This window comes from Streptomyces sp. NBC_01016, assembly GCF_026341035.1.
Classification (GTDB): Bacteria; Actinomycetota; Actinomycetes; order Streptomycetales; family Streptomycetaceae; genus Streptomyces.
On sequence record NZ_JAPEOQ010000001.1, the window covers coordinates 5,442,996 to 5,469,071 of the forward strand.

At 71.5% G+C, this 26,076-nt stretch carries 29 protein-coding genes and 1 pseudogene; 20 read left to right on the forward strand and 10 right to left on the reverse strand.

Features of this window, described 5'->3' with window-relative positions:
- The first annotated feature begins 28 nt into the window (after positions 1-28).
- The 6 genes and pseudogenes from OG746_RS24480 to OG746_RS24505 all read left to right on the forward strand — a co-directional run bounded on the left by OG746_RS24480 (position 29) and on the right by OG746_RS24505 (position 5,389).
- The gene (locus OG746_RS24480; protein WP_266717896.1) at positions 29-532 is read left to right on the forward strand and encodes a nitroreductase/quinone reductase family protein; all 504 of its coding nucleotides are present in this window, start codon (positions 29-31) and stop codon (positions 530-532) included.
- Positions 533-669: 137 nt separating this feature from the next.
- Positions 670-1,974, forward strand: a complete 1,305-nt coding sequence (locus OG746_RS24485; RefSeq protein WP_266717898.1) for an alpha/beta fold hydrolase — start codon at positions 670-672, stop codon at positions 1,972-1,974.
- 39 nt (positions 1,975-2,013) lie between these two features.
- Positions 2,014-2,766 carry a PIG-L deacetylase family protein gene (locus tag OG746_RS24490; RefSeq protein WP_266717900.1) on the forward strand — a complete coding sequence of 251 codons (753 nt, stop codon included), beginning with the start codon at positions 2,014-2,016 and terminating at the stop codon, positions 2,764-2,766.
- Positions 2,767-2,833: 67 nt separating this feature from the next.
- Positions 2,834-3,487, forward strand: coding sequence for an HD domain-containing protein (locus OG746_RS24495; RefSeq protein WP_266717902.1), 654 nt, complete (start codon positions 2,834-2,836; stop codon positions 3,485-3,487).
- Positions 3,488-3,549: 62 nt separating this feature from the next.
- Complete coding sequence (hemC, locus tag OG746_RS24500; RefSeq protein WP_266717904.1) at positions 3,550-4,482, forward strand: hydroxymethylbilane synthase; 933 nt, start codon at positions 3,550-3,552, stop codon at positions 4,480-4,482.
- A gap of 262 nt (positions 4,483-4,744) precedes the next feature.
- Positions 4,745-5,389, forward strand: a pseudogene (locus OG746_RS24505) (LysE family translocator).
- A gap of 18 nt (positions 5,390-5,407) precedes the next feature.
- On the opposite strand, the gene OG746_RS24510 reads toward OG746_RS24505, so the two are convergent.
- The 3 genes from OG746_RS24510 to OG746_RS24520 all read right to left on the reverse strand — a co-directional run bounded on the left by OG746_RS24510 (position 5,408) and on the right by OG746_RS24520 (position 8,001).
- Positions 5,408-6,793 (reverse strand): MFS transporter, encoded by a 1,386-nt coding sequence (locus OG746_RS24510; RefSeq protein WP_266717906.1) that lies wholly within the window; start codon positions 6,791-6,793, stop codon positions 5,408-5,410.
- A complete protein-coding gene (locus tag OG746_RS24515; RefSeq protein WP_266717908.1) occupies positions 6,790-7,377 on the reverse strand; it encodes a TetR/AcrR family transcriptional regulator in 588 nt (195 codons plus the stop codon). The genes OG746_RS24510 and OG746_RS24515 overlap by 4 nt, the downstream gene beginning before the upstream one ends.
- An 81-nt stretch (positions 7,378-7,458) precedes the next feature.
- On the reverse strand, positions 7,459-8,001 hold the full coding sequence (locus tag OG746_RS24520; RefSeq protein WP_266717910.1) for a TetR/AcrR family transcriptional regulator: 543 nt from the start codon (positions 7,999-8,001) through the stop codon (positions 7,459-7,461).
- A 63-nt stretch (positions 8,002-8,064) separates the two neighbouring features.
- Between OG746_RS24520 and OG746_RS24525 the strand changes: the two genes are divergently transcribed.
- Positions 8,065-9,036, forward strand: a complete 972-nt coding sequence (locus OG746_RS24525; RefSeq protein WP_266717912.1) for an SDR family NAD(P)-dependent oxidoreductase — start codon at positions 8,065-8,067, stop codon at positions 9,034-9,036.
- Between the two features lie 258 nt (positions 9,037-9,294).
- Here OG746_RS24525 and OG746_RS24535 read toward each other — a convergent pair whose 3' ends face one another.
- Positions 9,295-9,891, reverse strand: coding sequence for an ArsR/SmtB family transcription factor (locus OG746_RS24535; protein WP_266717916.1), 597 nt, complete (start codon positions 9,889-9,891; stop codon positions 9,295-9,297).
- A gap of 128 nt (positions 9,892-10,019) precedes the next feature.
- Between OG746_RS24535 and OG746_RS24540 the strand changes: the two genes are divergently transcribed.
- Positions 10,020-10,859 (forward strand): enoyl-CoA hydratase/isomerase family protein, encoded by an 840-nt coding sequence (locus OG746_RS24540; RefSeq protein WP_266717918.1) that lies wholly within the window; start codon positions 10,020-10,022, stop codon positions 10,857-10,859.
- Between the two features lie 69 nt (positions 10,860-10,928).
- Complete coding sequence (locus tag OG746_RS24545; protein WP_266717920.1) at positions 10,929-11,360, forward strand: PPOX class F420-dependent oxidoreductase; 432 nt, start codon at positions 10,929-10,931, stop codon at positions 11,358-11,360.
- 24 nt (positions 11,361-11,384) lie between these two features.
- Here the strand turns inward: OG746_RS24545 and OG746_RS24550 are convergent, their stop codons facing one another.
- From OG746_RS24550 to OG746_RS24570, 5 genes are all read right to left on the reverse strand, one after another.
- On the reverse strand, positions 11,385-12,290 hold the full coding sequence (locus tag OG746_RS24550) for an SDR family oxidoreductase (RefSeq protein ID WP_266717922.1): 906 nt from the start codon (positions 12,288-12,290) through the stop codon (positions 11,385-11,387).
- A gap of 134 nt (positions 12,291-12,424) precedes the next feature.
- Positions 12,425-12,913, reverse strand: a complete 489-nt coding sequence (locus OG746_RS24555) for an iron chaperone (RefSeq protein ID WP_266717924.1) — start codon at positions 12,911-12,913, stop codon at positions 12,425-12,427.
- A gap of 70 nt (positions 12,914-12,983) precedes the next feature.
- Positions 12,984-13,637, reverse strand: coding sequence for a VOC family protein (locus tag OG746_RS24560; protein WP_266717926.1), 654 nt, complete (start codon positions 13,635-13,637; stop codon positions 12,984-12,986).
- Positions 13,638-13,642: 5 nt separating this feature from the next.
- Positions 13,643-14,176, reverse strand: a complete 534-nt coding sequence (locus tag OG746_RS24565; RefSeq protein ID WP_266717928.1) for a helix-turn-helix transcriptional regulator — start codon at positions 14,174-14,176, stop codon at positions 13,643-13,645.
- A 29-nt stretch (positions 14,177-14,205) separates the two neighbouring features.
- The gene (locus tag OG746_RS24570; protein WP_266717930.1) at positions 14,206-14,616 is read right to left on the reverse strand and encodes a VOC family protein; all 411 of its coding nucleotides are present in this window, start codon (positions 14,614-14,616) and stop codon (positions 14,206-14,208) included.
- A 132-nt stretch (positions 14,617-14,748) separates the two neighbouring features.
- On the opposite strand from OG746_RS24570, the gene OG746_RS24575 reads away from it, so the two are divergent.
- Both OG746_RS24575 and OG746_RS24580 read left to right on the forward strand, forming a co-directional pair.
- Complete coding sequence (locus tag OG746_RS24575) at positions 14,749-15,240, forward strand: DUF2975 domain-containing protein (RefSeq protein WP_266717932.1); 492 nt, start codon at positions 14,749-14,751, stop codon at positions 15,238-15,240.
- Positions 15,240-15,461 (forward strand): helix-turn-helix domain-containing protein, encoded by a 222-nt coding sequence (locus OG746_RS24580; protein ID WP_266717934.1) that lies wholly within the window; start codon positions 15,240-15,242, stop codon positions 15,459-15,461. The genes OG746_RS24575 and OG746_RS24580 overlap by 1 nt, the downstream gene beginning before the upstream one ends.
- Positions 15,462-15,521: 60 nt before the next feature.
- Here the strand turns inward: OG746_RS24580 and OG746_RS24585 are convergent, their stop codons facing one another.
- Positions 15,522-16,553, reverse strand: coding sequence for an NAD(P)/FAD-dependent oxidoreductase (locus OG746_RS24585; protein ID WP_266717936.1), 1,032 nt, complete (start codon positions 16,551-16,553; stop codon positions 15,522-15,524).
- Between the two features lie 95 nt (positions 16,554-16,648).
- Here OG746_RS24585 and OG746_RS24590 point away from each other — a divergent pair, with 95 nt between their 5' ends.
- The 9 genes from OG746_RS24590 (at position 16,649) to OG746_RS24630 (ending at position 25,848) form a co-directional block, all read left to right on the forward strand.
- Entirely contained in the window at positions 16,649-17,275 is a 627-nt protein-coding gene (locus OG746_RS24590; protein ID WP_266717938.1) for a helix-turn-helix domain-containing protein, read from the forward strand.
- Positions 17,276-17,362: 87 nt separating this feature from the next.
- Complete coding sequence (locus tag OG746_RS24595; protein ID WP_266717940.1) at positions 17,363-18,352, forward strand: NADPH:quinone oxidoreductase family protein; 990 nt, start codon at positions 17,363-17,365, stop codon at positions 18,350-18,352.
- On the forward strand, positions 18,349-19,533 hold the full coding sequence (locus tag OG746_RS24600) for an acyl-CoA dehydrogenase family protein (protein WP_266717942.1): 1,185 nt from the start codon (positions 18,349-18,351) through the stop codon (positions 19,531-19,533). The genes OG746_RS24595 and OG746_RS24600 overlap by 4 nt, the downstream gene beginning before the upstream one ends.
- Positions 19,530-20,660: an acyl-CoA dehydrogenase family protein gene (locus OG746_RS24605; RefSeq protein WP_266717944.1), complete on the forward strand. Its 1,131-nt coding sequence runs from the start codon at positions 19,530-19,532 to the stop codon at positions 20,658-20,660. The genes OG746_RS24600 and OG746_RS24605 overlap by 4 nt, the downstream gene beginning before the upstream one ends.
- A 112-nt stretch (positions 20,661-20,772) precedes the next feature.
- On the forward strand, positions 20,773-22,356 hold the full coding sequence (locus OG746_RS24610) for an ABC transporter substrate-binding protein (RefSeq protein ID WP_266717945.1): 1,584 nt from the start codon (positions 20,773-20,775) through the stop codon (positions 22,354-22,356).
- Positions 22,353-23,345: an ABC transporter permease gene (locus OG746_RS24615; RefSeq protein WP_266717947.1), complete on the forward strand. Its 993-nt coding sequence runs from the start codon at positions 22,353-22,355 to the stop codon at positions 23,343-23,345. The genes OG746_RS24610 and OG746_RS24615 overlap by 4 nt, the downstream gene beginning before the upstream one ends.
- Positions 23,338-24,243 carry an ABC transporter permease gene (locus OG746_RS24620; RefSeq protein ID WP_266717949.1) on the forward strand — a complete coding sequence of 302 codons (906 nt, stop codon included), beginning with the start codon at positions 23,338-23,340 and terminating at the stop codon, positions 24,241-24,243. Before OG746_RS24615 ends, OG746_RS24620 begins: the two co-directional genes overlap by 8 nt.
- A gap of 41 nt (positions 24,244-24,284) precedes the next feature.
- Positions 24,285-25,202, forward strand: coding sequence for an ABC transporter ATP-binding protein (locus OG746_RS24625; protein ID WP_266719176.1), 918 nt, complete (start codon positions 24,285-24,287; stop codon positions 25,200-25,202).
- Entirely contained in the window at positions 25,195-25,848 is a 654-nt protein-coding gene (locus tag OG746_RS24630) for an ABC transporter ATP-binding protein (protein ID WP_266717951.1), read from the forward strand. Before OG746_RS24625 ends, OG746_RS24630 begins: the two co-directional genes overlap by 8 nt.
- Positions 25,849-26,076 lie beyond the last annotated feature (228 nt).

The window sequence follows — 26,076 nt, forward strand, 5'->3', positions numbered from 1 at the left end:
GCCGCCAACCGTGCGTGGGGAGGCCGACATGCCGGCCCAGGACCGTACGAAAGCGCCGTGGCTCCCGCCGCGCTGGTTCATCCGCCTGGCCTGGTCGGTACACCGGGGCGCGTACTGGTCCTCCGGCGGCAGGGTCGGGCTGTGGAAGCCGCGCCTCAACAAGTGGGGCACCCTGCGGCTGACCACCACGGGCCGCCGCACCGGCCGTCTGCGAGGCGTCATCGTCGCCTACGTGGAGGACGGTCCACGCCTGGTCACGCTGGCGATGAACGGATGGGGCGAGGGCGAGCCCGCCTGGTGGCTCAACCTGCGGGCACACCCGGAGGCGATCGTCCACACGGTCAACGGCCGGCGGGTCGTACGAGGGCGCGCCGCGACGGGCGACGAGCGGGCGCGGTTGTGGGACCGCTGGCGCGAGACCGAGAAGAACCTGGACGCGCATGCGGCGAAGCGGTCGTTCGAGACCACGGTGGTCGTCCTGGAGCCGCTGTCCGGCACGCCTCACGGCGGGTCGCCCGGCGCTTCGACGTGACCCGTGCCGTACGTGTCAGGACACCCGACCGCATGCACACCGTGCGGGCACGCCTTGTGGGGGTAGCGCCCACCTGCACCATCGGCATGTGCTGAACTGGGCGGACGTACCGTCCGCACCGCCGCACAGGAGCCGCATTGAGCGCCGCCAGCTATCGACAGGCCGGGGTCGTCCTGACCGACCGCCGGTTCTCCGTACCCCTGGATCACGATCTTCCCGACGGGGAGCGCATCGAGCTCTTCGCGCGTGAGGCCGTCGCACCGGGGCGCGCGCACGAGAACCTGCCATGGCTGCTCTACCTCCAGGGCGGTCCCGGCTTCGGCGCCAACCGCTTCTCCGGCCCCGCGGCCTGGCTCGGCCGCGCACTGAAGGACTACCGGGTCCTCCTCCTCGACCAGCGCGGCACCGGCGCCTCCGCCACCGTCAACCGCCAGACGCTCCCGCTGCGCGGAGACGTCGAGCAGCAGGCGGCCTACGTGGGACACTTCCGCGCCGATTCGATCGTGCGCGACTGCGAGTTCATCCGCCGCGAGGTCACCGGCGGCGCGCCCTGGACGATCCTCGGGCAGAGCTTCGGCGGCTTCTGCGCCGTCCGCTATCTGTCGTCCGCGCCGGAGGGCCTCGAGACCGCGATCGTCACGGGCGGCCTGCCCACCCTCGACGGCCACGCGGACGACGTCTACCGGGCCGCGTACCCCCGCGTCGAGCGCAAGGTCCGGGCGCACTACGCCCGTTACCCGATGGACGTCGAGCGGGCGCGGGACATCGCCGCGTACGTCCTCGAGCACGAGCCCGTCCTGCCGAACGGCTACCGGCTGACCCTGCCCGCCTTCCAGTCCCTCGGCATCTGGCTCGGCGCGGGCGACGGCGGCGACCGGCTGCACTACCTGCTGGAGGACGCGTTCGTGCGGACTCCGGGTGGGCGGGAGCTGTCGGACGCGTTCTGCGAACAGGTCGCGGGCGCCCTGTCCTACCGCTCCCACCCGCTGTACGCCGTGCTGCACGAGGCGATCTACGCGCAGGGCGGCCGGGCCACCGACTGGTCCGCGGAGCGGGTACGCGGTGAATTCCCGCAGTTCGACGGGGAGAAGGCCCTCGCGGGCGGCGGTCCGCTGCTGTTCACCGGCGAGACCATCCACCCGTGGCAGTTCGACTCCGACCCGGCACTGCGGCCGCTGCGCGAGGTCGCGGAGCGGGTCGCGGCCCGCACCGACTGGGCGCCGCTGTACGACCCGACGCGGCTCGCCGCGAACGAGGTCCCGGCGGTCGCCGCCGTCTACCACGACGACATGTACGTGGACACGGAGCACGCCCTGCGCACGGCCCGCACCATCCGGGGCCTTCGGCCGTGGGTGACGAACGAGTTCGAGCACGACGGGCTGCGCGCGGGCGGGCCGCGGGTGCTCGACCGTTTGCTGGCGATGGCGCGCGGCGAGGCGTAGGGCCTGCCCTCGAACCGGGCAGGGCCATACGATGCCCGTATGACCCTGCCCGGATCCAGCACCGAAGCCCCGCTGCAGCCCATGCCGGAGGACTGGCAGCGCGCCCTCGCCGTCGTCGCCCACCCGGACGACCTGGAGTACGGTTGCTCCGCCGCCGTCGCGGCCTGGACGGATGCGGGCCGCGAGGTCACCTACGTACTCGCCACCCGGGGCGAGGCCGGCATCGACACCCTCGAACCCGCCAAATGCGGTCCGCTGCGCGAACAGGAGCAGCGGGCGAGCGCGGCGGTCGTCGGCGTCGAGACGGTCGAGTTCCTCGACCACCGGGACGGCGTCATCGAGTACGGCACGGCGCTGCGCCGCGACATCGCCGCCGCGATCCGCCGCCACCGCCCGGAACTCGTCATCACCCTCAACCACCGTGACACGTGGGGCGGCGTCGCCTGGAACACGCCCGACCATGTCGCCGTGGGCCGGGCCACGCTCGACGCGGCCGGCGACGCGGGCAACCGGTGGATCTTCCCCGAGCTGACCGAGCAGGGCCTCGAGCCGTGGAACGGTGTGCGGTGGGTGGCCATCGCCGGCTCCGCACAGCCCACCCACGCCGTCGACGCCACGGCCGGGCTGGAGCGCTCCATCAGCTCCCTCCTCGAACACCGCACGTACATCGAGGTGTTGACGGACGAGGACCCGGAGACGTACTGCCGCACCTTCCTGACGGGGAACGCGCAGGCGACGGCGGAGCGGTTCGGCGGAAAGCCGGCGGTGCCGTTCGAGGTGTTCGGCCGGTAGTCCACCAAGCGGCCGCGGGCGAGCGGCGGGGCGCCGTGGGCCGGGCCGTGCATGCCACGATGAAGGCATGAGTGATGAGCGCCGCAGCCTGCTTGCCGACAAGACGCCCTTTCCCGAAGGCCTCGACGAACGGCTGCGGGACCAACTCACCTTTCTCGTAGAGGTCGATCAGCTCAAGACCGTCCTCCGGCAGTCACCGCTGGCCGCGGCGGACCGCCGGGAGAACGACGCGGAGCACTCGTGGCACCTGGCGATGATGGTGGTCGTCCTCGCCGAGCACTCCGACCGGCCCATCGACGTCGGGCACACCGTCCAGCTGGTGCTCCTGCACGACCTGGTGGAGATCTACGCCGGCGACACACCTCTGTACGACAGTGCCGCGGGCGCCGATCAACAAGAGCGGGAGAGCGCCGCGGCCGATGAGCTGTTCGGCCTGCTTCCGGCGGACCAGGGGAGGCGGATGAGGGCACTGTGGGACGAGTTCGAGGAACGGCGCACCCCTGAAGCGGCATTCGCCAAGGCGATGGACCGGCTGCAGCCCCTGCTCCTCAACTGGATGGCGCGCGGCGGCACATGGCGCACCCCGGGCGTCACCGCCGACGACGTCCGTGCACGTAAAGCGGTGATCGGAGAGGCGTCCGCATCCCTGTGGCGGGCCGGGCGACGGCTCATCGACGAGGGCGAGGAGCGCGGCTGGTCGCGGCGTGCCGAGCCCCGCTGAGTGCGGCTCGCGACAAGCGGGGGTGGCGATCCCCGCATCACCAAAGGGGCTATCGTGTCGGCATGTCAGCCGAGTTGATCCGTATCGTCTCCCGTTCGTCGCCGATGGCGCTGGCCCAGGTGGAGCGTGTCCGCGCCGAGCTCGCCGCGCTGCACCCCGGAGTCCGGACCGAGGTCGTGCCGGTCACGACCAGCGGCGACAAGTGGATGGGCGATCTGTCGAAGCTCGGCGGCAAGGGTGCCTTCACCAAGGAGGTCGACCGGGCGCTGCTCGACGGGCAGGCCGACCTCGCGGTGCACTGCCTCAAGGACATCCCGGCGGACCGGCCGCTGCCCGAGGGCTGCACGTTCGGCGCGTACCTGAAGCGGGACGACGTACGGGACGCGCTGATCGACCCGGCGGGCCGCACCCTCGACGAGCTGCCCGAAGGGACTCGCGTCGGCACGTCCTCGGTCCGTCGTGTGGCCCAACTCGCCGCATCCCACCCGCACTTGGAATGCGTCCCGATGCGCGGGAACGCGAATCGCCGCATGGAGAAGATGGCGGCGGGCGACGCGGACGTGCTCCTGCTCGCGCTGTCGGGACTCGAACGCATCGGGCGCACCGACGTCATCACGGAGACCCTTTCGCCGGAGACGATGTGTCCGCCGATCGGCGCCGGGATCCTGGCGTTGCAGTGCCGCGAGGACGACGAGTCGACGCTGGAGGCGGTGACCGGTCTCGGCGACCGCGACACCTGGCGTGAGGCGACGGCCGAGCGCATGTTCCTGCACGTCCTGCAGGGCCACTGCAATTCACCGATCGCCGGTTACGCCCGCGCCGAGCGCTCCGGCGACCTGTCGCTGCGGGGCTGTGTGTTCACCCCCGACGGCAAGCGGGTGCTCAACGCGCAGGAGTGGGCGGGCCCGTTGGACCCGGCGACGCTGGGGATGTCGGTGGCGGTGGCGCTGCTGCGGCAGGGGGCGCGGGAACTGATCGACGGGATTCCGCACTGAGGGTCTGACCGGCCGGATTCCGCACCGAGGGTCTGATCGACGGTATTCCGCGCTGACAACCCGATACCTGACCGGCGGGATCTCGCCCTGAGGGTCCGACCGGCGGGATCTCGCCCTGAGGGTCTGACCGGCGGGTTCGCCTGGTCGCGTAACCTGTGGCACGGGTGTTCGGGTGGTTGCCGGCCATGCGTCGCAGCCGTCCCCGGCGCCCGGGTGCCCCGATCCGCGTCAGGTGCCCGACGGACGGCCAGGAGGGTGACCGGTGATCAGTGCGACCGCAGTCGGGGGAGTGGCCCTGATCGAACTGGGCATGGCCCTCACGCCGGGACCGAACATGATCCACCTCGCCTCCCTCGCGATCACCCAAGGGCGCAGGGCGGGCCTGGTCAGCCTCAGCGGGACGGCCGTGGGATTCGTGGCCTATCTGCTGGCCGCGGCCGCGGGCCTGTCCGCATTGTTCGCCGCCGTGCCGGTGGCGTTCCTGGTGGTCAAGCTTGCCGGAGCCGCCTACCTGGCCTACCTCGCCTGGAGCATGCTCAAGCCCGGCGGCCGCTCGCCGTTCGCTCCGGCGGCGGACCTGCCCCCGGTCTCCGACGCCCGGCTGTTCTCGATGGGGCTGCTGACCAACCTGCTCAACCCCAAGATCGCGCTCATGTACGCCGCGCTGCTGCCCTAGTTCCTCGACCCGCACGCCGGTCCTGCCTGGGGGCAGCTGCTCCAACTCGGCGGCGTACAGATCATCGTGGGGATGACCGTGAACGCCCTGATCATGCTGGGCGCCGCCCGGGTGTCGGGATTCCTGGCCGCCCGCCCCCGCGCCATGACCGCCCAGCGGTTCACGGCAGGCGGCCTGCTCGGCGTCTTCGCGCTGCGCACCGCGCTGTCCCGTACGCCTGTCTCCGGCTGAGCCAAGCCCCCGCTTCTCCTACGGCGTTGGTGTGCGGGCCCGGGCCGCTGCCCGCGGCGCCCTGTCGGGGAGTCGCACCGCCGCGGCACCGGCCGCGAGCACCAGGACCGCGAGCGCCGTCAGCGTCACGCCCATCGACGCCACGAAGTCCGCGCCGGACGCGAGCAGCGTCGTCGCCGTCGCCACGCCGAGCGTCGGGCCCACGTTCATCGCCGTCTGCTGGAGGCCGCCCGCCACGCCGGCCGCGCCGAGATCGGCCCGGCGGACGAGGGACTCCGTCGCGGCGACCATCACCGTGCCGAAACCCGTGCCCATCGCCAACGCGCAAGCCCCGATGGCCAGTTGAGACGCCGACGTGTCGAGGCGGCCGAAGCCGAACACCCCCGCCGCGAGGACCAGCATCCCGGCCGACGTCGTCGCACGGGACCCGTAACGGCGCAGCAGCACCGGGGTGAGCGGCGCCGCGAGCACCATGCACAGGGCGGCGGGCAGCATCCGCAGCGCCGTGCCGAGCGGGTCGAGGCCGAGCACGTCCTGCAAGAAGTACGTGGCCACGAACAGCGTGCCGAACAAGGCCGCAGAAGCCGTCAACAAGATGCCGAGCGCCGGCGCGACGGCCGGGGACGCGAGCAGTGCGGGGGACAACAGCGGGTCCGTCGCGCGGCGTTCGTGCACGACGAAGGCCACCACCGCCGTCCCCGCACCGGCCGCGAGCAACACCGTGCCCGCCGACCAACCGGCTCCCGGGAGGGCGGCCAGCGCCGCCACCAGGCAGCCCAGCGCCACCGCGAGCAGCAGCGCACCGCCCGGGTCGAGCCCGACGGCGCGTGTTCCGGCCTCCGCGGCCCGGTCGCGTACCACCAGGACGAGCACCGCGATCGCCACCGCCGGCAGCACGCCGAGGAAGAACACCGAGCGCCAGCCCAGCTGCGCCGTGAGTACCCCGCCGACCAGCGGGCCCGCGGCCGCCGCGACGCCGATCGCGCTGGTGCGCAGAGCGATCGGCATACCGAGCGAATCGGCGTCGTACGCGGCCCGCAGCATGCCGAGCGTCGCAGGCTGCAGCAGCGCGCCGCACACGCCCTGGAGCACGCGCAGCGCGATCACCCAGCGGATGTCCGGCGCGAAACCGATCCCCGCGGAGGCCGCCGCGAACCCGAGCATCCCGTATCCGAAGAGCCGGGCGTGCCCGTAGCGGTCGCCGAGCCGCCCGGCGAACACCAGCAGGCTCGCCACCGCGATCAGATAGCCGGTGCTGGTCCACTGGACCTGAGCGAGGGTGGCGCCGAGGTCGTCCTGAAGCGCGGGCTGGGCGATGGTCAGGACCGTGCCGTCGAGCGCGACGAGGACCGCGCCGACGACGCTGCCCGCGAGCGTGACGCGCCGTCGCGTATGGCCGTTCACCGGGGCGCCGGGCCCAGGTGGGCGTCGAGGACCGAGGCCAGGAGCGGCTCGATGTCCACGACGGCGACGGCCAGTTGGAGACTGCCCCAGCCCCACAGCTGGGCGACACCGTGCAGATTCGCCCACAACGCGCCCGCCACGAGGGCCGGTTCCGTGTCCGGGCGAGCCGCCGCCACCAGGTCGGTGAACACCTTGAAGAGCGGAAGGCTGGTCTCGCGCAGCCCCAACTCGCCGCTTTCCAACAGATCGTGACGGAACATCAGCTCGTACATGCCGCGGTGCCGCGCCGCGAAGTCGAGATAGGTGCGCGACAGGGCGGTCACCTGGGCGCGCGGGTCCTGCCCGGCATCGGCGAGCGCCCGCGTGGCGTGTTCGCCGAGGTCGGTGAAGCCGCGTCGGGCGATCGCCGACAGCAGTTCGAGGTGGGTGGGGAAGTAGCGGCGGGGCGCGCCGTGCGAGACCCCCGCCCTGCGGGCGATCTCGCGCAGCGACAATGCGGCCGCGCCCTCCGCGTCGACGAGTGTCACGCCGGTGTCGATGAGGCGCTCGCGGAGGCCGCCGGAGGCGGTGTCGTTCGGCTGCATAGACACTGTCTACCCGATGTGGGTAGACAGTGTCTACTCTGGTGTGTGCGTGGGTCGCCGACGGGGCGCCTGGCGGAGTGTCTAGCGCACCAGAAGCGCGACGGCGGTCCTCATCCGGTCCACGTAGAACTCCCGTGACGCTGCCTGGTACTTGAGGCCGATCGATGTGCTGATCAGTGTCTGGGCGACGGGGGTGGCGGCCTCTTGTGTCGACGCGAGGGCGATCGCGTTGGTGATCAGTTCCTCGAAGCGTCGCGGCGCGGTGTCGGTGATCTCGCCGAGGAGTCCTGGGTTGTCTTCGATGACCGCTGTTACGTCGCGCGACATCGGGCCGACGTACCGGCCGGCCCACCGGTCGAACGCGTCCACGAGTCGGTCGGCGAGGGGGCGGTCGGTGTCGGCCAGGACGTGTTCGATCGCGGCGATGTCCCGCTCAAGGGTCTGGGTGACCGCGGCGCGGAACAGGGTCTCCTTCGAGGAGAAGAGGAAGTACAGGCCTGGCCGGGAGATGTGCGCGGCGCGTGCCACCTCGTCCATCGAGGTCTTCCGGTATCCGAAGCGCGCGAACGTGGCCATGGCGGAGTCCAGGACCAGCGTGCGGCGGTCGGCGTCGGGGGTGCTCATGGGGTGAGCGTAGGAGCGGTAAGCGAGCTATACAAATCCAGTCCAGTGCGTATAGTCGGTCGCATGGATGCTCCCGCCCTCATCACCACTCCCTTCAACGCCTCGAGCACCGCGGAAGAGGTGCTGCGCGGTGTCGACCTCGCCGGTGTCCGCGCGGTCGTGACAGGGGCTTCCTCTGGACTCGGGGCCGAGACGGCGCGTGTGCTGGCCGCAGCCGGGGCGGAGGTGACGCTCGCCGTCCGCGACAAGGCCGCGGGTGAGGCCGTTGCCGAGAGGCTCGTGGCGTCGACGGTTGGTGTCCGGCCGCGGGTCGTTCGGCTGGACCTTGCGGACGGGGTCTCTGTCGCACGCTTCGTCGACAGTTGGGACGGCCCGCTTCATCTGCTGATCAACAACGCCGGTGTGGTCACTGGTGGGCTCGAACGCACGCGTGAGGGCTGGGAGTTGCAGTTCGCGACGAACCATCTCGGTCATTTCGCGCTGACTACTGGGCTACGTGGCGCCCTCGCGCGGGGAGCGGTCGAGCGCGACGGGGCGCGGATCGTCTCCGTCAGTTCCACGGCGCACATGCGGGCCGGTGTCGACTTCGGCGACCTTCACTTCGAGCGTCGCGCGTACGATCCGCAGCTCGCCTATGCCCAGTCCAAGACGGCGAACTCGCTCTTCGCCGTCGAGGTGACCCGCCGCTGGGCATCCGACGGCATCGTGGCCAACGCGGTGAACCCAGGGGGTGTCGCGACGGGGCTGCAGCGGAACTTCACGCCCGAGCAGAAGGCGTCGCTCGACGCGGCCGAGGCCGCCGGTACCTTCACCTACAAGACTGTCGGGCAGGGGGCCGCCACCAGCATCGTCGCGGCGGTCGCTCCGCAGTTCGCCCACACCGGGGGTCACTACCTCGACGATGGGCGAGAGGCGTACACCGTGCCGAACGACGCCGAACTCGCGCAGCACCCGCACGGCGTCAAGGAATGGGCACTCGATCCCTCGGCTGCCGAGCGCCTCTGGGCCGTCTCGACCGACCTGCTCCGCGCCTGACGCTTCGACGCCGAGCTATGCCGAGCTATGCCGGGCTATGCCGGGCTTATGGTGTGGCGCTCGCCGACCTTGCCGGTGCGGCGAGCTTCAGGCCCACCTCCACCAGTGTCCAGCCCACCCGCGTACGCAGGCCTCGGGAAGGGCGACCGGTCGTGCGGGGGAGACGGTGGGTGTCGGTCTGGGCGCGGAGTTCGCCGGCGCGCGTGTGGTACAGGAAGAGATGCATGTGCGGGTCGGTGTGCATCGGCGTACGGCCTCTCACTCTGTGGTCAGCGGGAACGTATGGGTGTGGATGCGTACCTGCGCCGCCTCATCGGTGCCCTCGGGTGCGGCCCGGTCGCGGAAGGTGTCGATGACTGCGTGCAGCTTCTCCACGAGCTCACGGGTCAGCTCGGGGGTGAGGTTCAGCGTGGCGCTGCTCAGGTCCCAGGTGCTGTTCCACGCCTCGGGCCAGGCGTGACGGTTGCCCAGCCAGGTCGACAGGTCGCGGTTGTGTGTGGTCAGCAGTTCGTGGAGGTAGAGATCGGCCGCGCCGCGCACTTCGGGGTTCTCGTCCGTCAGCAGGGCGTCGTCGAAGCGCAGGCCCTGGTAGGCCGACTTCCACCAGCGCTCCCGCCCCTTGCCGTGCTCCGGCGCGTCCTCGATGAACCCGTGAGTGGCGAGTTGGCGCAGGTGGTAGCTGGTGGCGCCGCTGGACTCGCCCAGTTTCTCGCCGAGTTGGGACGCGGTGGCGGGGCCGCCGAAGCGCAGCGCGTCCAGCAGGCGGATACGGAGCGGATGGGCGAGCCCGCGCAGGGAGCGGGCGTCGAGATTGCGGACCTTCGGCTGTGCTGGTGCGGGCTCGGGCTCGGTCATGCATGCAAAGGTAACGTTGCAAAGAAAGCCTTGCAAGGGTTTCTTTGCAAGCAACGCCCCGGCCGGTTGCGTGAGTTGGGGAGCTGACGGGTCTTCAGGATGCGTCCCCGCGCCGCTACCCTGCGCGGATGATCGACACGACCGACACCCGTATCCCCGAAGGGGACGAGCGGCGGATGCGCCTCGACGTCGAGAAGAGCGGCGTCGGTGTGCTCACGCTGTGTCGTCCGGCCAAGCTCAACGCCTGGAGCTGGGAGTCCAGTCGGCAGCTGGGCGTCATGGCCGACCGGATCCGGTTCGACGAGCGGATACGTGTCGTGCTGTTGCGCGCCGAGGGGCGGGCCTTCTGTGCGGGGATCGATGTGACCGCGCCCGGCGGGGGCATCGAGGGGGAGAGCGGTTCCGCGCGGCACCGGGCGTACTACGAAGGCATCCGGTGGGTGCACGAGCGGTTCGCCGCGTTCGCGCGGCTGCCGCAGCCCGTGGTCGCGGCCGTGCAGGGGTACTGCCTGGGCTTCGGGTTCGAGCTGGCGCTCATGGCGGATGTGCGGATCGCGGCCGACGACGCCGTGTTCGCGCTGCCGGAGGCGCAGTTGGGGGTCGCCGTCGACGCGGGCGGGGATCTGCGGATCGCACGCGAGGCAGGGGCCGGGTGGGCGAAGTTCCTCGCGCTGACCGGGCGGCGGATCGACGCGGACACCGCCCACCGACTGAATCTCCTCCAACAGGTCGTGCCGGTCGATGAGTTGGAGCGCTCCGCACGCGACGTGGCCGCCGAGATCGCCGGTAACGCGCCGCTCGCCGTGCAGTCCGTCAAGCGCGACATCGACGCGTACGCGGATGCCGGGCTCGACGCGGCGCTCGACCGGGTCGCCATGAGCGCGGCGCTGACGCTCACCTCCGAGGACGCGACCGAAGGATTCACGGCGAAAGCGCGGCGCAGGCCGCCGGAATACCGGGGCGCGTGAGATGTTCGCAAGGGTGTCGGCGGATCGCGTCGACGCCATAGCGTCCGTCCACCCGCCCGAAAGGTGACCATGACATCCGCGCCCTTCGACCCCCGCACCCTCCTCGCCGAGAGCAGGCTCGGTGTCCTCGCCACGATCAAGGTCGACGGCAGGCCTCAACTCTCGCCGGTCCAGCCGTTCTTCGACCCCGACACCGAGACGTTGTACGTGTCGATGACCGAGGGCCGCGCCAAGACCGTGAACCTGCGCCGTGACCCCCGTGCCGCGCTGGAGGTGACAGCCTCCGACGGCCGGGCCTGGGCCACCGCAGAGGGCGCCGTGACACTCGTGGGTCCAGGCACCGACCCCAAGGGGCCCGAGGTCGAGGCGCTCGTCGAGTACTACCGCAAGGCGGCCGGCGAGCACCCGGACTGGGACGAGTACCGGTCGGTGATGGTGTCCGACCGTCGGGTCCTGATGGTGATGGCCGTGGACCACGTGTACGGGCAGCGGATCGGCTGAGTCCCGCACGGCGCGCCTGGCCCGTCAACCGGCCTCGAACGGGCCGCGACCCATCTGCTCCCGCACCGGCGTCACCGGCGCGTTGACCAGACCGCGTCGCTGCCAGTTCGCGCCGTCCACCACCAGTGTGTGGCCGCTGACGAAACGGGCGTACGGCGAGGCGAGGAACGTCGCCGCCCACCCCAACTCCCGTGGCGCGCCCACCCGGAGCGCGGGCTGGCGGGCGGCGGGGTCCTCGGCGCGGTCGAGGTTGTCGCGGATGTCGGGCGTCATGTCCTCGTGCGGCATGAGGCCCGGCACCAGGCCGTTGACCTGGATCCCGTACGGCCCCCACTCCACGGCGAGCGTCTCCACCAGGTTCTTCACGCCCGCCTTCGCCGCCGAACTGTGCGCGTAGCCGGGCCCGCCCGTCCACGCGTACGACGCGCCGACGGCGATCACCGAGCCCGGCGTGCCCGCCGCCAGGTGCCGGCGTCCGAACTCGCGGGTCATGAAGTACGTTCCGTTGAGCGTGATGTCGATGACCGAGCGCCAGCCGTTCGGCGACAACTCCTCTGCCGGAACGGGAAAGTTGGCGGCCGCGTTGTTCACCAGTACGTCCGGCATCCGGCCGTGCGCCGCGAATGCCGCGTCGAAGACCTCCGTGATCCGGGCCGCGTCCCGGATGTCGCAGGTCGCCGCAGTGATGAGCCCCGCGCCCTCGATCGCCTGCAACTCCTCGCGCGCGGGCGCCAGATGCTCCGCCTTCCGGCTGACGATCATCACTCCGGCCCCGAGCCGCGCGAACTCCGCGGCAACGGCCCGCCCGAGCCCCGTACCACCCCCGGTCACCAGCACGAGCCGGTCGTCGTACGTGCCCGGGGGCAGTGCGGATGTGCCGAGCGGGGGAGGGGCGGGGAGGCCGCGCGGGGCGGGCGAGGAGTGCGTCATGGCGCACATGGATACCCCCTGAACGCTCAACCTTCCATGGCCGCGCAGGTGTTGGTCTCCGGGACGCCCGCGGGCGGGGCGGGGCGGATGCCGGCAGTCGGCGACGGGGCGGATGTCGGCGGAGGGCAGCGGGTTCAGCCCACTGCCTTCTTGATGAGCTCGCCGATGCGCTTCTCGTCCGCGGCGGTCAGTCGCGTCGTGAGGGCGTAGGCGGCCGGCCACATGGCGCCGTCGTCCAGCGCCGCCTGGTCGCTGAATCCGAGCGTGGCGTACCGCGACTTGAACTTGTGCGCGCTCTGGAAGTGGCAGACGACCTTGCCGTCCCTGGCGTAGGCGGGCATCCCGTACCAGAGCTTGGGTGCGAGGTCCGGAGCGGCGGTCCGTACGATGGCGTGGATCCGCTCGGCGAGGAGCCGGTCCTCCTCCGGCATTTCGGCGATCTTCGCGAGTACGTCCTGCTCCGCGGCCGCCTCCTTGTCCGCCCGGGAGGAGCCGCGCCGCGCCGCGGCCTGCTTCTGCTCCCGGGCATGCTCCTTCATCGCGGCCCGCTCCTCGGCCGTGAACCCGTTGTACTGCTCGGCGGTCGTGGCGGAGTTCTCGGCAGGCGACTTCGTGTGCGGCATGTCGGATGTCCTCTCGTACAGGAATGGAGCAGCAAAGGGGTTGGCCGGGGCGGGAGTTCGGGGCCGGGCGTCAGGACGCCGTGGACTCCGCGGCCGCCTCCCAGACGTATCCGTCGGGGTCGGTGCACGGGCCGGGGGCGCCACCGAGGACGATGCGGTGCGAGCCGGTGCCGTCGGCGGGGACGCCGAGGTCCTTGGCGAGGGCCCGGTGCTTGTACAGGGCCAGCGTGACGGGGTTGGAGCCGCCGGAGGTGAACTCGGCGTACTTGCCGCCGAAGCTCCTGGCCACGCTCAGGCCCCGGTCGACGTAGAACTCCTTGGTGGCCTTCACGTCCTCGACGCCGAGCAGCAGGACGACCTGGTCGATCTCGCGGGTGGCCGGGCCTGTGTCCTTCTTCTCCGAGGTGGCGACCTTCCAGGGCGTCCCGTCCGGCGCTTGGACGAAGCCGCCGTAGCCCCACAGCGACTTCGTGGCGGGCTTGAGCAGCGTGGCGCCGGCGTCCACGGCGGCGGCGATGAAGCCGTCGACGGTGGCGGGCCCGGACACCGTGAGCGCCAGGGTGAAGCCGCGGAATCCGTCGCTCTGTGCCTCGGACGCCCGCAGGCGGATGTACGTGTCCACGCCGAAGGCGCGGTAGAAGCTACGGGCCGCCTCGAGGTCGGCCACCTCAAGGGTGACGGACGCGAGGGACGTGTCGGTTGCGGTGGAAGCGGTGTTTGCCATGTCCTTCACGCTAGGGGCCGGGCCTTGTCCGGGGCTTCTCGATTCCTGACCGGTCTGGTCACCTGCTTCGCGACGCACGCCGGCATCCCCTCCACGGTGACCGCGGGCCCCGCGTCCTCGGCCGTACGCGCGGGATCGACGGCTGTGCCGGCAGGGCCGTCCGCCGCGTCCGCCGCGCGGCGCCGGAAGGCCCCGGGCGGCATGCCGACCAGCTCCGTGAAACGAGTCGTGAACGTGCCCAACGAGGCGCAGCCGACCGTGAAGCAGACCTCGGTGACGCTGAGATCGCCGCGCCGCAGCAGTGCCGTCGCGCGCTCGATGCGCCGCGTCATCAAGTAGCTGTACGGCGATTCGCCGTACGCCGCCCGGAACTCGCGGCTGAGGTGTCCGGCGGACATGTGCACACCGCGGGCGAGCGCCTCCACGTTCAGCGGCTGTGCGTACTCCCTGTCGATCCGGTCACGGACGCGGCGCAGCCGCGCGAGATCGGCCAGGCGCTGCGCCTCGACCCGTGCACGTCGCCACTCGGGCTGACACATAGGAGCGTCCCCTCTTCTCTCCTCGCGGCTCAGCGCACTTCTTGGATGCGGACCAGGTTGCCCGCCGGGTCGCGGACGGCGCAGTCACGCATGCCGTACGGCTGCTCGGTCGGCTCCTGGACGACCTCGGTGTCACCCGCCTGCACCTTCTCGAACGTGGCGTCGAGGTCCGGGGTGGCCAGCAGGATCCAGCCGTAGGTCCCCTTGGCCATCATTTCGGCGACGGTGCGGCGCTCGTCCTCGGTGATTCCCGGGTCGGCGGCCGGCGGCGCCAACAGGATGGAGGTGCCGGGCTGACCTGCCGGGCCGACCGTGATCCAGCGCATCTTCCCCTGCCCGACGTCGCTGCGAATCTCGAAGTCCAGGACGTCGCGGTAGAAGGCGAGCGAGGCGTCCGGGTCGACGTGCGGCAGAAAGCTGGTGTGAATGGTGAGGTCCATGACGAGCAGGCTAGATCCGAACCCCCCGTTCCGCGCTTCTCGATTTCTGATGGATCCGGCCGCGATATCGCCCCTTGCTTCACCTATCGAAAAACGATAGATTCCCATCGCAAATCGATGGAATGGTGGGTCATGGGAAAGCTGACCGTGCGTGCGCTGCGCGCCGTACTCGTGGTGGTGCTCGCCGGCACCGTGTTCGTCCAGGCGTCGATGGCGTGGGTGCTGATCAGCGGGAACGACCCGGAGGACGGGACACTCCCGCTGACCGCGCTGCGCGTGATCACGATCCTGGGCATGGTGACGGCCCAGGTCGCCCTGGTCTGCGTCTGGCGGCTGGTGGCGATGGTGCGCCGCGGAACCGTGTTCTCCGATGCCGCGTTCCGCTACGTCGACGGCGTGATCGGCGCCATCGTGTCGGCAGCCGTCCTCTGGTTCACGGTCACCGCAGTCAATGCCCCCGGCCAGCGGGAGGACCCGGGCGTCACCCTCATCATGGGCGGCATCGGCCTGGCCATCCTCGGGGTCGCGCTCATCGTGCTCGTGCTGCGCCTGCTGCTCGCCCAGGCGGTCGCCCGCGACGTCGAGGCGACGGGGCTGCGGGCCGAGCTGGACGAGGTCATCTGATGCCGATCGTCGTCGACGTCGACGTGATGCTGGCCAAACGCAAGATGTCCGTCGGCGAACTGGCCGACCGCGTGGGCATCACCCCCGCCAACCTCGCGGTCCTGAAGAACGGCCGCGCCAAGGCAGTCCGCTTCACAACCCTCGCCGCCCTCTGCGAGGTCCTCGACTGCCAGCCGGGGGACCTGCTGCGGTGGGAGGGCGAGGTCGGCGCGGCCGGCTGACGCATCCCGGGGCGGGGCGTGAGGGGCACGCCCCGGTATCCCGCACACCCCGGTCATCCCTCACGCCCCCACCGCCTCCCGCCGCGCCCGCGCCACCGCCCGCTCGCCCTCCGGTGAGAACACCCCGGCGCGGCGTCGCGTCACCTCACGTTCCAGGTCCGTGTGGAGCAGCTGGGCGTGGAGTGTGACGCCGGCGCGGTAGCCGGCGCTTGCCGCGTTGACGACCTGTTCCGCGGGGCCGGTTGCGTTTCCGACGGCCCAGACGCCCGGGACGCTGGTCAGGCCGGTGGGGTCCACCTCGACGAACGGGCCTGCCGGGGTGTCCTTCGTGCGGGCGCCGAGCGCGTTCAGCAGGGAGTCGCGCGGCACCATCACCGTCGGGACGACGAGGACCGAGCGCGGGAACACCCGGCCGCCTTCGAGGCGCACCCCGGTCAGCCGGTCGTTCGTCACCTCGATGCCGTGGACCTTGCCGCTCACCACGCTCACCCCGGCCGCCGCCAGCGTCTGCCAGTGCTCGTCCGGGAGGTCGTCCTCGTCCGCGCCGTTCAGGAACAGCGTCACGTCGGAGGAGAGGCCGCTGAAGAGGAGGGCCTGGTGGATGCCCGTCGCCTTGCGGTAGAGGACGGCGACGGGCTGGTCGCGCACCTCGTAGCCGTGGCAGAACGGGCAGTGGATCACGTCGTCGCCCCAGCGCTCGGCGAGGCCGGGGATGTCCGGGAGCTCGTCCACCAGGCCGGTGGCGATGACGAGGCGTCGTGCGTGCACCCGGCCACCGTCCGCCAGCGTCACCTCGAACTCGCCCGCCCCGTCCGGCTCGGCCGCCGTCACCCGGTCACGTACCAGCTCGACGCCGTACTCGGTGACCTCCCGCCGCACCTCTGCCAGGAACTCGGCGGGCGGCATGCCGTCCCGCGACGGGAACCCGTGCATGTGCGCGGCCGGCGCGTTGCGCGGTTCGCCCGCGTCGACCACGAGGACCGAGCGGCGCGAGCGTCCCAGGATCAGCGCGGTGGTCAGGCCCGCCGTTCCGCCGCCGACGATCACGACCTCGTATGTGTCCTGTGTGTCCTGCTTGACTTGTGTCTGCATGGTGACCGCCTCATAACCGTGAAATGCCTTGCTCTCGACGGTGCACCCGCTCTCGCCGTATTGACAAACAAGCTTGCCGAAACTGCAATGGATTCATGAATCGGCGAGGCCATCAGCACCACGAAGACGAGCAGTCCGACGCGAGCATGGACGCGGTCCTGTCCGGCGTGGGGTCCAGACTGCGCGCGCTGCGCAAGGACCGCGGCGCCACCCTGTCCGGGCTCTCCGAGACCACCGGCATCTCGGTGAGCACGCTGTCCCGCCTGGAGTCGGGCCTGCGCAAGCCCAGCCTTGAGCTGCTGCTGCCCATCGCCCGTGCGCACAAGGTGCCGCTGGACGAGCTGGTCGGCGCCCCGCCCGTGGAGGACCCGCGGGTGCAGGCGAAGCCGATCATTCGGGGCGGTCGGACGATGATCCCGTTGACGCGGAAGCCGGGCGGGCTCCAGGCGTACAAGGTGATTGAGCCGCAGCGCAGGCTCGAGCCCGAGCAGAAGACGCATGAGGGCTACGAGTGGATGTACATGCTCTCGGGCAAGCTGCGGCTGGTGCTCGGCGAGCACGACGTGGTGCTGGAGCCGGGGGAGGTCGTCGAGTTCGACACGCGCGTGCCCCACTGGTTCGGGTCGACGGGGGAGGGGCCCGCCGAGTTCCTCGTGCTGTTCGGGCCTCAGGGGGAGCGGATGCACGTACGTGCGCGGCCCGCGCGGAAGAAGGACCAGTGACCCTCGCAGGGGATTCACAGATCGGCAAGCGACCGCTTAGTATGCGGCCGAACCCGGTTTGACGAAGCAGTCCCGTGGAGGCTCCGCATGCAGGCATGGCAAGTGCACGAGAACGGCGAGCCGAGCGAGGTGATGCGCCTCGAAGAGGTGGAGCGTCCCGAGCCCGGTGAGGGGCAGGTTCTGCTCAAGGTGCGCGCCGCCAACATCAACTTCCCGGACGCCCTGCTGTGCAAGGGGCAGTACCAGGTGACGCCGCCGCTGCCGTTCACGCCGGGCGTGGAGATCTGCGGTGAGACCGAGGACGGCCGCCGCGTCATCGCCAACCCGACGCTGCCGCGCGGCGGCCTCGCCGAGTACACGGTTGCCGACGCGAAGTCCCTGCTGCCCGCGCCCGATTCGCTCGACGACGCCGAGGTCGCCGCCCTGCACATCGGCTACCAGACCGGCTGGTTCGGCCTGCACCAGCGCGCCCACCTCCAGGCGGGCGAGACGCTCCTCGTGCACGCCGCCGCGGGCGGGGTCGGCAGCGCCGCCGTGCAGCTCGGCAAGGCCGCGGGCGCCCGGGTCATCGGCGTCGTCGGCGGCCCCGAGAAGGCGAAGGTCGCGGCCGAGCTCGGCTGCGACGTCGTGATCGACCGGCGTTCCGAGGACGTCATCGCGGCCGTGAAGGAGGCCACCGGCGGCCAGGGCGCCGACGTGATCTACGACCCGGTGGGTGGCGACGCGTACCGGCAGTCCACGAAGGTCGTCGCCTTCGAGGGCCGCATCGTCGTCGTCGGCTTCGCCTCCGGCGCGATCCCGACCGCCGCGCTCAACCACGCGCTGGTGAAGAACTACTCGATCCTCGGGCTGCACTGGGGCCTGTACGCCACCAAGAACCCGAAGCTCATCCCGCACTGCCACCAGAAGCTCACCGAGCTGGCCGCGAGCGGCGCCATCAAGCCCCTCGTCAGCGAGCGCGTCGACTTGAGCGACGCCGCGTCCGCCGTCCAGCGCGTCGCCGACGGCGTCACGACGGGCCGCGTCGTGGTGGTGCCGGGTCTGAACGCCCGCCAGCAGGAAGGAGCCGTCGCATGAGCCTCGACGCCGCCCAACTGAGGGACCGCACAAAGGAGTTCCTCACCGCGCATCCGCCCGCGAGCACGTCCCGCGAGGACTTCCTCAGCGCCCGCTTCGACGCCGGGCTCGCCTGGGTGCACTACCCCGAGGGACTCGGCGGGCTCGACGCGCCGCGTGCCCTGCAGGCCGTCGTCGAGGCCGAGCTGGCGGCCGCGGGCGCGCCCGACAACAACCCGCGGCGCAACGGGATCGGGCTCGGCATGGCCGCCCCCACCATCCTGCGCTACGGCACCGAAGAGCAGAAGCAGCGCTTCCTCAAGCCGCTCTGGGTCGGCGAGGAGGTCTGGTGCCAGCTGTTCAGCGAGCCGGGCGCCGGCTCCGACCTGGCCGCACTGGGCACCCGCGCCGTCCGTGACGGAGACACCTGGGTCGTCAACGGCCAGAAGGTGTGGACGTCCAACGCGCACAACGCCCGCTTCGCGATCCTCGTCACCCGCACCGACCCGGACGTGCCCAAGCACAAGGGCATGACGTACTTCGTGTGCGACATGACCGACCCCGGCGTCGAGGTCAGGCCGCTGCGCCAGATCACCGGCGAGGCCGAGTTCAACGAGGTGTTCCTCTCCGACGTCCGGATCCCCGACGCCCACCGGCTCGGCGAGGTCGGCGACGGCTGGCGGGTCGCCCAGACCACCCTCAACAACGAGCGCGTCTCCATCGGCGGCATGCGCGTGCCGCGCGAGGGCGGACTCGTCGGCATCGTCGCCAAGACCTGGCGCGAGCGCCCCGAACTGCGGACCCACGACCTGCACCAGCGCCTCGTCAAGCTGTGGGTGGAGGCCGAGGTCGCCCGCCTCACGAGCGAGCGGCTACGCCAGCAGCTCGTCGCCGGACACCCCGGACCCGAGGGGGCGGGCATGAAGCTCGGCTTCGCCCGCCTCAACCAGGAGATCAGCGGCCTGGAGGTCGAACTCCTCGGCGAGGAAGGGCTGTTGTACGACGACTGGACCCTGCGCAGGCCCGAGATCGTCGACTTCGCGGGCCGCGATGCCGGTTACCGGTATCTGCGCGCCAAGGGGAACAGCATCGAGGGCGGGACGAGCGAGATCCTGCTGAACATCGTCGCCGAGCGCGTCCTGGGCCTGCCGTCCGAGCCGCGCACCGACAAGGACGTCGCCTGGAAGGACCTCGCCCGATGACCGCTTCGGCCGCTTCGAACGCCTCTGTGAACACTGAACCCGACCTCCTCTACTCCGAGGAGGAGGAAGCGCTCCGCTCGGCGGTCCGCGACCTGCTCACCGACCACTGCGACGCCACCGAGGTCCTCGCCCGCGTCGACACGGACGCGCCGCACGACCGTGAGCTGTGGAAGAACCTCGCCGAGACGATGGGCCTGGCCGGCCTCCTCGTCCCGGAGGACAAGGGCGGCCAGGGCGCCACGCACCGCGAAGCGGCCGTCGTCCTGGAGGAGTTGGGCCGCGCCGTCGCCCCGGTGCCGTACCTGACCAGCGCGGTCATCGCCACGGAGGCGCTGCTCGCCTGCGAGGGCGACGAGGCGGCCACCGTCCTCGCCGCGCTCGCCTCAGGCCGCTCCATCGGCGTGCTCACCGTGCCGCTGTCGGCCGCGCCCGGGCAGGACTTCAGGGACGTACGAGAAGAGGGCGGGGCCCTGACCGGCCGCGTCACCGGCGTCGCGGACGCGGGCGCCGCCGACGTGTTCCTCGTGCCCACCGCGAGCGGCCTGTTCGCGGTCGACGCGGGCGCCGAGGGTGTCACCGTCGAGCCGCAGATCTCGCTGGACCGTACGCGTCCGCTGGCCGCCGTGACGTTCGCGGGGGCCGCCGGGCGGAAGCTGACCGACAGTGCGGCGACGGCGGTGCGGCGGGCACTTCGGGCCGGTGCCGGGATGCTCGTGTCCGAGCAACTGGGGCTCGCGGACTGGCTGTTGACGGAGACCGTGCGCTACACGAAGGAGCGCAACCAGTTCAACCGGCCCGTCGGCTCCTTCCAGTCGCTCAAGCACCGCCTCGCCCAGCTGTGGCTGGAAACGGTCAATACCCGCGCCGCCGCGCGCAATGCGGCCGACGCTCTCGCCGCGAACAGCGAGGACGCGGACATCGCGGTCGCCGTCGCCCAGGCGTACGCGGCACCCGTCGCGGTGCACGCCGCCGAGGAGGCGCTGCAGCTGCACGGCGGCATCGGCATGACGTGGGAGCACCCGATCCACCTGTACCTCAAGCGCGCCAAGGCCGACTCGATCGCGCTCGGCACGGCGGGCCGGCACCGGGAGGAGCTGGCCGAACTGGTCGACCTGCGCGCTCCCTGAGGGAAGCCGCTACGCACACAACTTCACAGCCGGGGTTTTACCTCTCCTTGACGAGATGGCATTATTGCGACTCGTTCGCAATAGCGGTAGATCTTGAATAGGGGTGGGTGACGTGGCCAGGCCGGCACGGAGCGCGACAGCAGGGGCAGCGGTCACCGCACTGGCGGTGGCCGCTGCGGCCTGCGCGGCGCCGAACGACGACGCCAAGAGTGGCGGCACTGACAGCGCCGTCGTCGGCATCGCCTACGAGCCCGACAGCCTCAGCCCGCTCCTCGGCTACGGCAAGGACGGCAACTCGAAGATCTTCGACGGACTGCTCACGCACGACGCCGACATGAAGCTCAAGCCCGCGCTCGCGGCCGAGCTGCCGAAGGTCACCGACGACGGCCGCACCTACACGTACAAGCTGCGCGACGGCGTGAAGTTCAGCGACGGCAAGCCGTTCACGTCGAAGGACGTCGTCTTCACCTACGACACGATCCTCGACAAGAAGACCAACAACGCCTCCAAGACCGAACTGGACGCCGTGCGGGACGTCGAGGCGAAGGGTGACGACACGGTCGTCTTCCACCTCAAGTACCCCTACGCGCCCTTCGCCGAGCGCACCGTGCTGCCCATCGTGCCCGAGCACGTCGCGGGTCAACAGGACGTGAACAACGGCAGGTTCACCACCAGGCCCATCGGCACGGGCCCGTACAAGCTGGTGAAGTGGTCCAAGGGCGAGAAGCTCGTCTTCAAGGCCAACCCCGACTACTGGGGCGGCGCACCGAAGATCAAGAACTTCACCATGGCGATCATCAAGGACGACGACGTGCGCGCCACCCGGCTGCGCTCCGGCGACCTCGACGGCGCCATCCTGCCGCCCAACCTGGCCAAGACCTTCAAGGCCGACACCGCCAAGAAGACCTACGCGGCGAACTCCTTCGACTACCGCGTCGTCACCCTGCCGACCGGCAACAAGGTGGCCGGCGACACCGACATCCGCCGCGCCCTCGACATCGGCGTGGACCGCAAGGCCATGGTCGACCAGATCCTGGAGGGCGCGGGCAAGGCGGCCTACGGTCCTGTGCCCACCGACAGCCCGTGGTTCACCAAGGGCACCGAGCGCGAGCACGACCTCGCGAAGGCCAAGAAGCTCCTCGACCAGGCGGGTTGGAAGACCGGAGCCGACGGCATCCGTAAGAAGGACGGCGTCCGCGCCGCCTTCCCGCTCTGGTACCTCACCGGCGACAAGCTCCGCCAGGACCACGCCCTCGCCTACGCCTCCGACGCCAAGAAGCTCGGCATCGACGTCAAGGTCGAGAGCGGCACCTGGGAAGTCATCATGCCCCGCATGCCCAAGGACGCGGTCCTCGCGGGCGGCGGCGCGCCCGCCGACCCCGACTTCGACCAGTACTCGCTGCTCAAGTCGTCCCTCGCGGGCGACGGCTTCAACAACATGGCGCACTACGACAACAAGAAGGTCGACGCCGCCCTGGAGGAAGCCCGCCGCACCGACGACAAGGCGAAGCGGCAGGCCGCGTACGACACCGTCCAGCGCGCACTCGTGAAGGATCCCGGCTACACCTTCCTCACCCACATCGACCACCTCTACGTAGTCGACAAGAAGTTCGGAGACCTCTCCACGCAGGTCGAGCCGCACGACCACGGTCTTGCCTCTGGGCCGTGGTGGAACGTGGAGGACTGGAAGGCATGAGCAGGCGGCTCCCCTGGGGGCCGATGGTGCGCCTGACGGGCCGGCGGATCGCGTTCGCCGTGCCCGTCCTCGCCGCCGTCACCTTCGGCGTCTTCGCGATCGCCGCGGCCTCCCCCTTCGACCCGGTCAAGGCCTACGCGGGCACCGCCGGGCTCACCGCGTCACAGGAGAACCTCGACCAGCTGCGGGTCAACCTCGGCGTCGACCAGCCGCTGTTCGCCCGCTGGTGGGACTGGCTCACGTCCGCGGTCACCGGCGACCTCGGCGACTCGGCCGTCATGCGGCAACCGGTCGCCCAGGTGATCGGCGAGCGGCTCGGCTGGTCGGTCCTGCTGGCAGCCACCGCGTTCCTCGTCGCGGTCGTCCTCGGCACGCTCCTCGGCGTGCTGGCGGCGCGCCGGCAGGGCGGCTGGCTCGACCGGGCCGTCACCTCGCTCGCGTACACGCTGGAGGCCGCGCCCCCGTTCTGGCTCGGCCTGCTCGCCGTGTGGCTGTTCGCGCTGAAACTCGGCGTACTACCGGCCGGCGGGCTCACCGACACGGGCTCCTCGACAATCACCGCCGGGCAGGTGCTGTCCCATCTCGCGCTGCCCGCTGGTGTGTTGGCGGTCTCGCAGCTGCCGTGGTTCGTCCTGTACGTCCGTCAGGGCGTCGGCGACGCGCTCGACGAGGACCCCGTGCGCGGGGCCAGGGCGCGCGGACTCGCGCCGCGCACCGTCCTGTTCGGGCACGCGCTGCGCTCCGGCATGCTGCCCGTGCTCACGCTCATCGGGTCACGGGTGCCCGAACTCATCACGGGGGCGCTGCTCGTGGAGACCGTGTTCAGCTGGCCGGGCATCGCCGCCGCGACCGTGCAGGCGGCCACGTCCGTGGACTTCCCGCTGCTCGCCGCCGTCACCGTCCTCGCGACCCTCGCCGTGCTCGCCGGCAACTGGGCCGCCGACCTGCTGTACGGCATCGCCGATCCGAGAGTGGGCTTCGATGGCTGAGCAAGCAGTTGGCGCTGCCCGAGCAGTGGCAGGACAGGCCCCGCAATGGCGCACGCACGGAGTGCGGCGCCGCTCCACGCGCGCGTGGCGGATACACACGTCCGCGGTGATCGTGTCCGTGGTCGTCCTCGCCGTGCTGCTTGTGCCGCCGCTGACTCAACTGGACCAGCAGGCCGTCGACCTCGCCGCGAAGCTCCAACCACCGTACTGGGCGCACCCGTTCGGCACCGACGACGTCGGCCGCGACCTGTTGCTGCGCAGCGTGTACGGGCTGCGGGTCTCGCTGCTCGTCGGTGTGGTGGCCGCGGTCGTGGCGACCGTCATCGGCACCGCCGTCGGGGCGCTCGCGGGCGCGCTCGGCGGCTGGGTGGACCGGGGCGTGATGCGCGTGGTGGACACCTTCTCGTCGGTGCCGCACCTGCTGCTCGGCGTCTTCATCGTGGCGATGTTCCGGCCGGGGGTCTGGCCGGTCGTGATCTCGGTGGGCCTGACGCACTGGCTGTCGACGGCCCGCATCGTGCGCGCCGAAGTCCTGTCGCTGCGCTCACGGCCCTACGTCGACGCGGCGATCTCCGGCGGATCGTCACGGTGGCGGGTGACGGCCCGACACCTCCTGCCCGGCGTCCTGCCGCAGGCGGCGCTCGCCGCGGTGCTGATGGTCCCGCACGCGATCTGGCACGAATCCGCCCTGTCCTTCCTCGGGTTGGGCCTGCCCACCCACCAGGCCAGCCTCGGCACGCTCGTCCAGACGGCGCGCGGCTCGCTGCTCGCGGGCGACTGGTGGCCGACCCTCTTCCCCGGCCTGTTCATCATCGTGCCGACGCTGGCCGTCGCGGGCCTCGCGGGTGCCTGGCGCGAACGCCTGAACCCCCGCCGCCGATCGGAGCTGACCCTGTGACCACGGTGCTTTCGGTGGACTCCCTGTCCGTACGGTTCCGGATGCGCGACGGCGCGTACGTACGGGCCGTCAGCGACGCCTCCTTCGACCTCGGGGCGGGGGAGTGCCTGGCCCTCGTGGGCGAGAGCGGCTGCGGAAAATCGGTGCTGGCCTCCGCGCTCCTCGGCCTGCTGCCGCAGAACGCGGAGACGGCGGGCTCGGCGCGCCTCGGCGACCTCGACCTGATGGCGGCCGACGAGGCGACGCTCGCGCGCACGGTGCGGGGCCGCCGGATCGGCCTGGTGCCGCAGAGCCCGGCCGCGCACCTCACCCCGGTCCGTACGGTGCGCTCACAACTGGGCGAGGCACTGCGGCAGTTGGCGGGCGTGCCGCGTCGCGGCCCGCGGCTGCAGGAAGCCGTCCGGCAGGCAGCCGAGCGTGCCGCCTTCCCGCTGGACCATCTCGACCGCTACCCCCACGAACTCTCCGGCGGACTTGCGCAGCGCGCCGCGACCGCGCTCGCCCTCGTGGGGGACGCTCCGCTGCTCCTCGCCGACGAGCCGACCACCGGCCTCGACCGCGACCTCGTCGAGCGGACCGTCGAGGAACTGCGCCGCCACATCGGCACCGACCGGGCGCTGCTGCTGATCACGCACGACCTCGCGGCGGCGGAGCGGATCGCGGACCGGGTGGCGGTGATGTACGCGAGCCGCATCGTCGAACTGGCCGATGCGGACGCCTTCTTCGGGGCGCGCGGCCCCCGCCACCCGTACGCCCGGGGCCTCCTGAACGCCCTGCCCGACCGCGAGTTCACCCCGATCCCCGGGATGCCACCGGAACTGAGCGCGCTGGGGGAGGGCTGCGCGTTCGCCGCGCGCTGCACGGGCGCCGACGGCCTGTGCGCGGCGATGCCGGCGGTCACGGACGGCGTGGCCTGCCACCACCCCGTACCGGCCCACCAGGCGGCCACCCGTGCTTGAACTGCACGCCATCACCGCGGGCTACGACCGACGAGCCCCGGTCGTCCGCGACGTGACTCTGACCGTCCGCCCCGGCGAGAGCGTCGGACTCCTCGGCCCCAGCGGCTGTGGCAAGTCGACCCTCGCCCGCGTCGCGGCGCTGCTGCACGCCCCGGACGCCGGCCGCGTCGTCATCGACGGCGAACCGGCCCACGGTTGGCGCCACCGAGCCCCACGCGCCCAACGCACCGCGTTCGGCGTCGTCTTCCAGCAACCACGCCTGTCCGCCGACCCGCGCCTGCGCCTGTCCGACCTGATCGCGGAACCCCTGCGCGCGAACGGCGCCGACCCCGCGGCGCGGGTGAGCGAACTGGCGGACACGGTCGGCTTGTCCACCGACCTCCTGACCCGCCGCCCCCACGAGGTCAGCGACGGTCAACTCCAACGCGCCTGCCTCGCCCGCGCCCTCACCCTGCGCCCCCGCTGGCTGATCTGCGACGAGATGACCGCCATGCTCGACGCGTCGACCACGGCCGCGCTGGTGGGCGTGGTGGAGGACTACCGGCGGGAGACCGGGGCGGGGCTGCTGGCCGTGGGGCACGACCGGGTGCTCCTGGAGCGGTGGTGCGGGCGGACGGTGGAGTGGGGGGAGCTGGTGGGGGCGTAGGCGGGTTCGCCTGTCTGTGGCGGTGACAGCAGCAGCGACGGCCTCCTGAACCCGAAGATGGGCGTCTTCTACGTCGCCGTCCTGCCTCAGTTCATCCCCCAGGCACGCCGGCCGCTTGACCGGATCACCGGCACCGTCATCGGCGTCTTCGGTATCAGGCTGGCACTCAGCAGCTGACGCTCCGAGACGACGCCGGCGCATGAGCCGTTCGTGACGGGGCGGGCGGCG

What these genes read in the sequence shown, in the direction of transcription:
- OG746_RS24480 (WP_266717896.1), top strand. Translation starts at nt 29, where the DNA reads ATGCCGGCCCAGGACCGTACGAAAGCGCCGTGGCTCCCGCCGCGCTGG.
- OG746_RS24490 (WP_266717900.1), top strand. Translation starts at nt 2,014, where the DNA reads ATGACCCTGCCCGGATCCAGCACCGAAGCCCCGCTGCAGCCCATGCCG.
- OG746_RS24495 (WP_266717902.1), top strand. Translation starts at nt 2,834, where the DNA reads ATGAGTGATGAGCGCCGCAGCCTGCTTGCCGACAAGACGCCCTTTCCC.
- hemC (WP_266717904.1), top strand. Translation starts at nt 3,550, where the DNA reads ATGTCAGCCGAGTTGATCCGTATCGTCTCCCGTTCGTCGCCGATGGCG.
- OG746_RS24515 (WP_266717908.1), bottom strand. Translation starts at nt 7,377, where the DNA reads ATGCAGCCGAACGACACCGCCTCCGGCGGCCTCCGCGAGCGCCTCATC.
- OG746_RS24520 (WP_266717910.1), bottom strand. Translation starts at nt 8,001, where the DNA reads ATGAGCACCCCCGACGCCGACCGCCGCACGCTGGTCCTGGACTCCGCC.
- OG746_RS24525 (WP_266717912.1), top strand. Translation starts at nt 8,065, where the DNA reads ATGGATGCTCCCGCCCTCATCACCACTCCCTTCAACGCCTCGAGCACC.
- OG746_RS24535 (WP_266717916.1), bottom strand. Translation starts at nt 9,891, where the DNA reads ATGACCGAGCCCGAGCCCGCACCAGCACAGCCGAAGGTCCGCAATCTC.
- OG746_RS24540 (WP_266717918.1), top strand. Translation starts at nt 10,020, where the DNA reads ATGATCGACACGACCGACACCCGTATCCCCGAAGGGGACGAGCGGCGG.
- OG746_RS24545 (WP_266717920.1), top strand. Translation starts at nt 10,929, where the DNA reads ATGACATCCGCGCCCTTCGACCCCCGCACCCTCCTCGCCGAGAGCAGG.
- OG746_RS24550 (WP_266717922.1), bottom strand. Translation starts at nt 12,290, where the DNA reads ATGACGCACTCCTCGCCCGCCCCGCGCGGCCTCCCCGCCCCTCCCCCG.
- OG746_RS24555 (WP_266717924.1), bottom strand. Translation starts at nt 12,913, where the DNA reads ATGCCGCACACGAAGTCGCCTGCCGAGAACTCCGCCACGACCGCCGAG.
- OG746_RS24560 (WP_266717926.1), bottom strand. Translation starts at nt 13,637, where the DNA reads ATGGCAAACACCGCTTCCACCGCAACCGACACGTCCCTCGCGTCCGTC.
- OG746_RS24565 (WP_266717928.1), bottom strand. Translation starts at nt 14,176, where the DNA reads ATGTGTCAGCCCGAGTGGCGACGTGCACGGGTCGAGGCGCAGCGCCTG.
- OG746_RS24570 (WP_266717930.1), bottom strand. Translation starts at nt 14,616, where the DNA reads ATGGACCTCACCATTCACACCAGCTTTCTGCCGCACGTCGACCCGGAC.
- OG746_RS24575 (WP_266717932.1), top strand. Translation starts at nt 14,749, where the DNA reads ATGGGAAAGCTGACCGTGCGTGCGCTGCGCGCCGTACTCGTGGTGGTG.
- OG746_RS24580 (WP_266717934.1), top strand. Translation starts at nt 15,240, where the DNA reads ATGCCGATCGTCGTCGACGTCGACGTGATGCTGGCCAAACGCAAGATG.
- OG746_RS24585 (WP_266717936.1), bottom strand. Translation starts at nt 16,553, where the DNA reads ATGCAGACACAAGTCAAGCAGGACACACAGGACACATACGAGGTCGTG.
- OG746_RS24590 (WP_266717938.1), top strand. Translation starts at nt 16,649, where the DNA reads ATGAATCGGCGAGGCCATCAGCACCACGAAGACGAGCAGTCCGACGCG.
- OG746_RS24595 (WP_266717940.1), top strand. Translation starts at nt 17,363, where the DNA reads ATGCAGGCATGGCAAGTGCACGAGAACGGCGAGCCGAGCGAGGTGATG.
- OG746_RS24600 (WP_266717942.1), top strand. Translation starts at nt 18,349, where the DNA reads ATGAGCCTCGACGCCGCCCAACTGAGGGACCGCACAAAGGAGTTCCTC.
- OG746_RS24605 (WP_266717944.1), top strand. Translation starts at nt 19,530, where the DNA reads ATGACCGCTTCGGCCGCTTCGAACGCCTCTGTGAACACTGAACCCGAC.
- OG746_RS24615 (WP_266717947.1), top strand. Translation starts at nt 22,353, where the DNA reads ATGAGCAGGCGGCTCCCCTGGGGGCCGATGGTGCGCCTGACGGGCCGG.
- OG746_RS24620 (WP_266717949.1), top strand. Translation starts at nt 23,338, where the DNA reads ATGGCTGAGCAAGCAGTTGGCGCTGCCCGAGCAGTGGCAGGACAGGCC.
- OG746_RS24625 (WP_266719176.1), top strand. Translation starts at nt 24,285, where the DNA reads ATGCGCGACGGCGCGTACGTACGGGCCGTCAGCGACGCCTCCTTCGAC.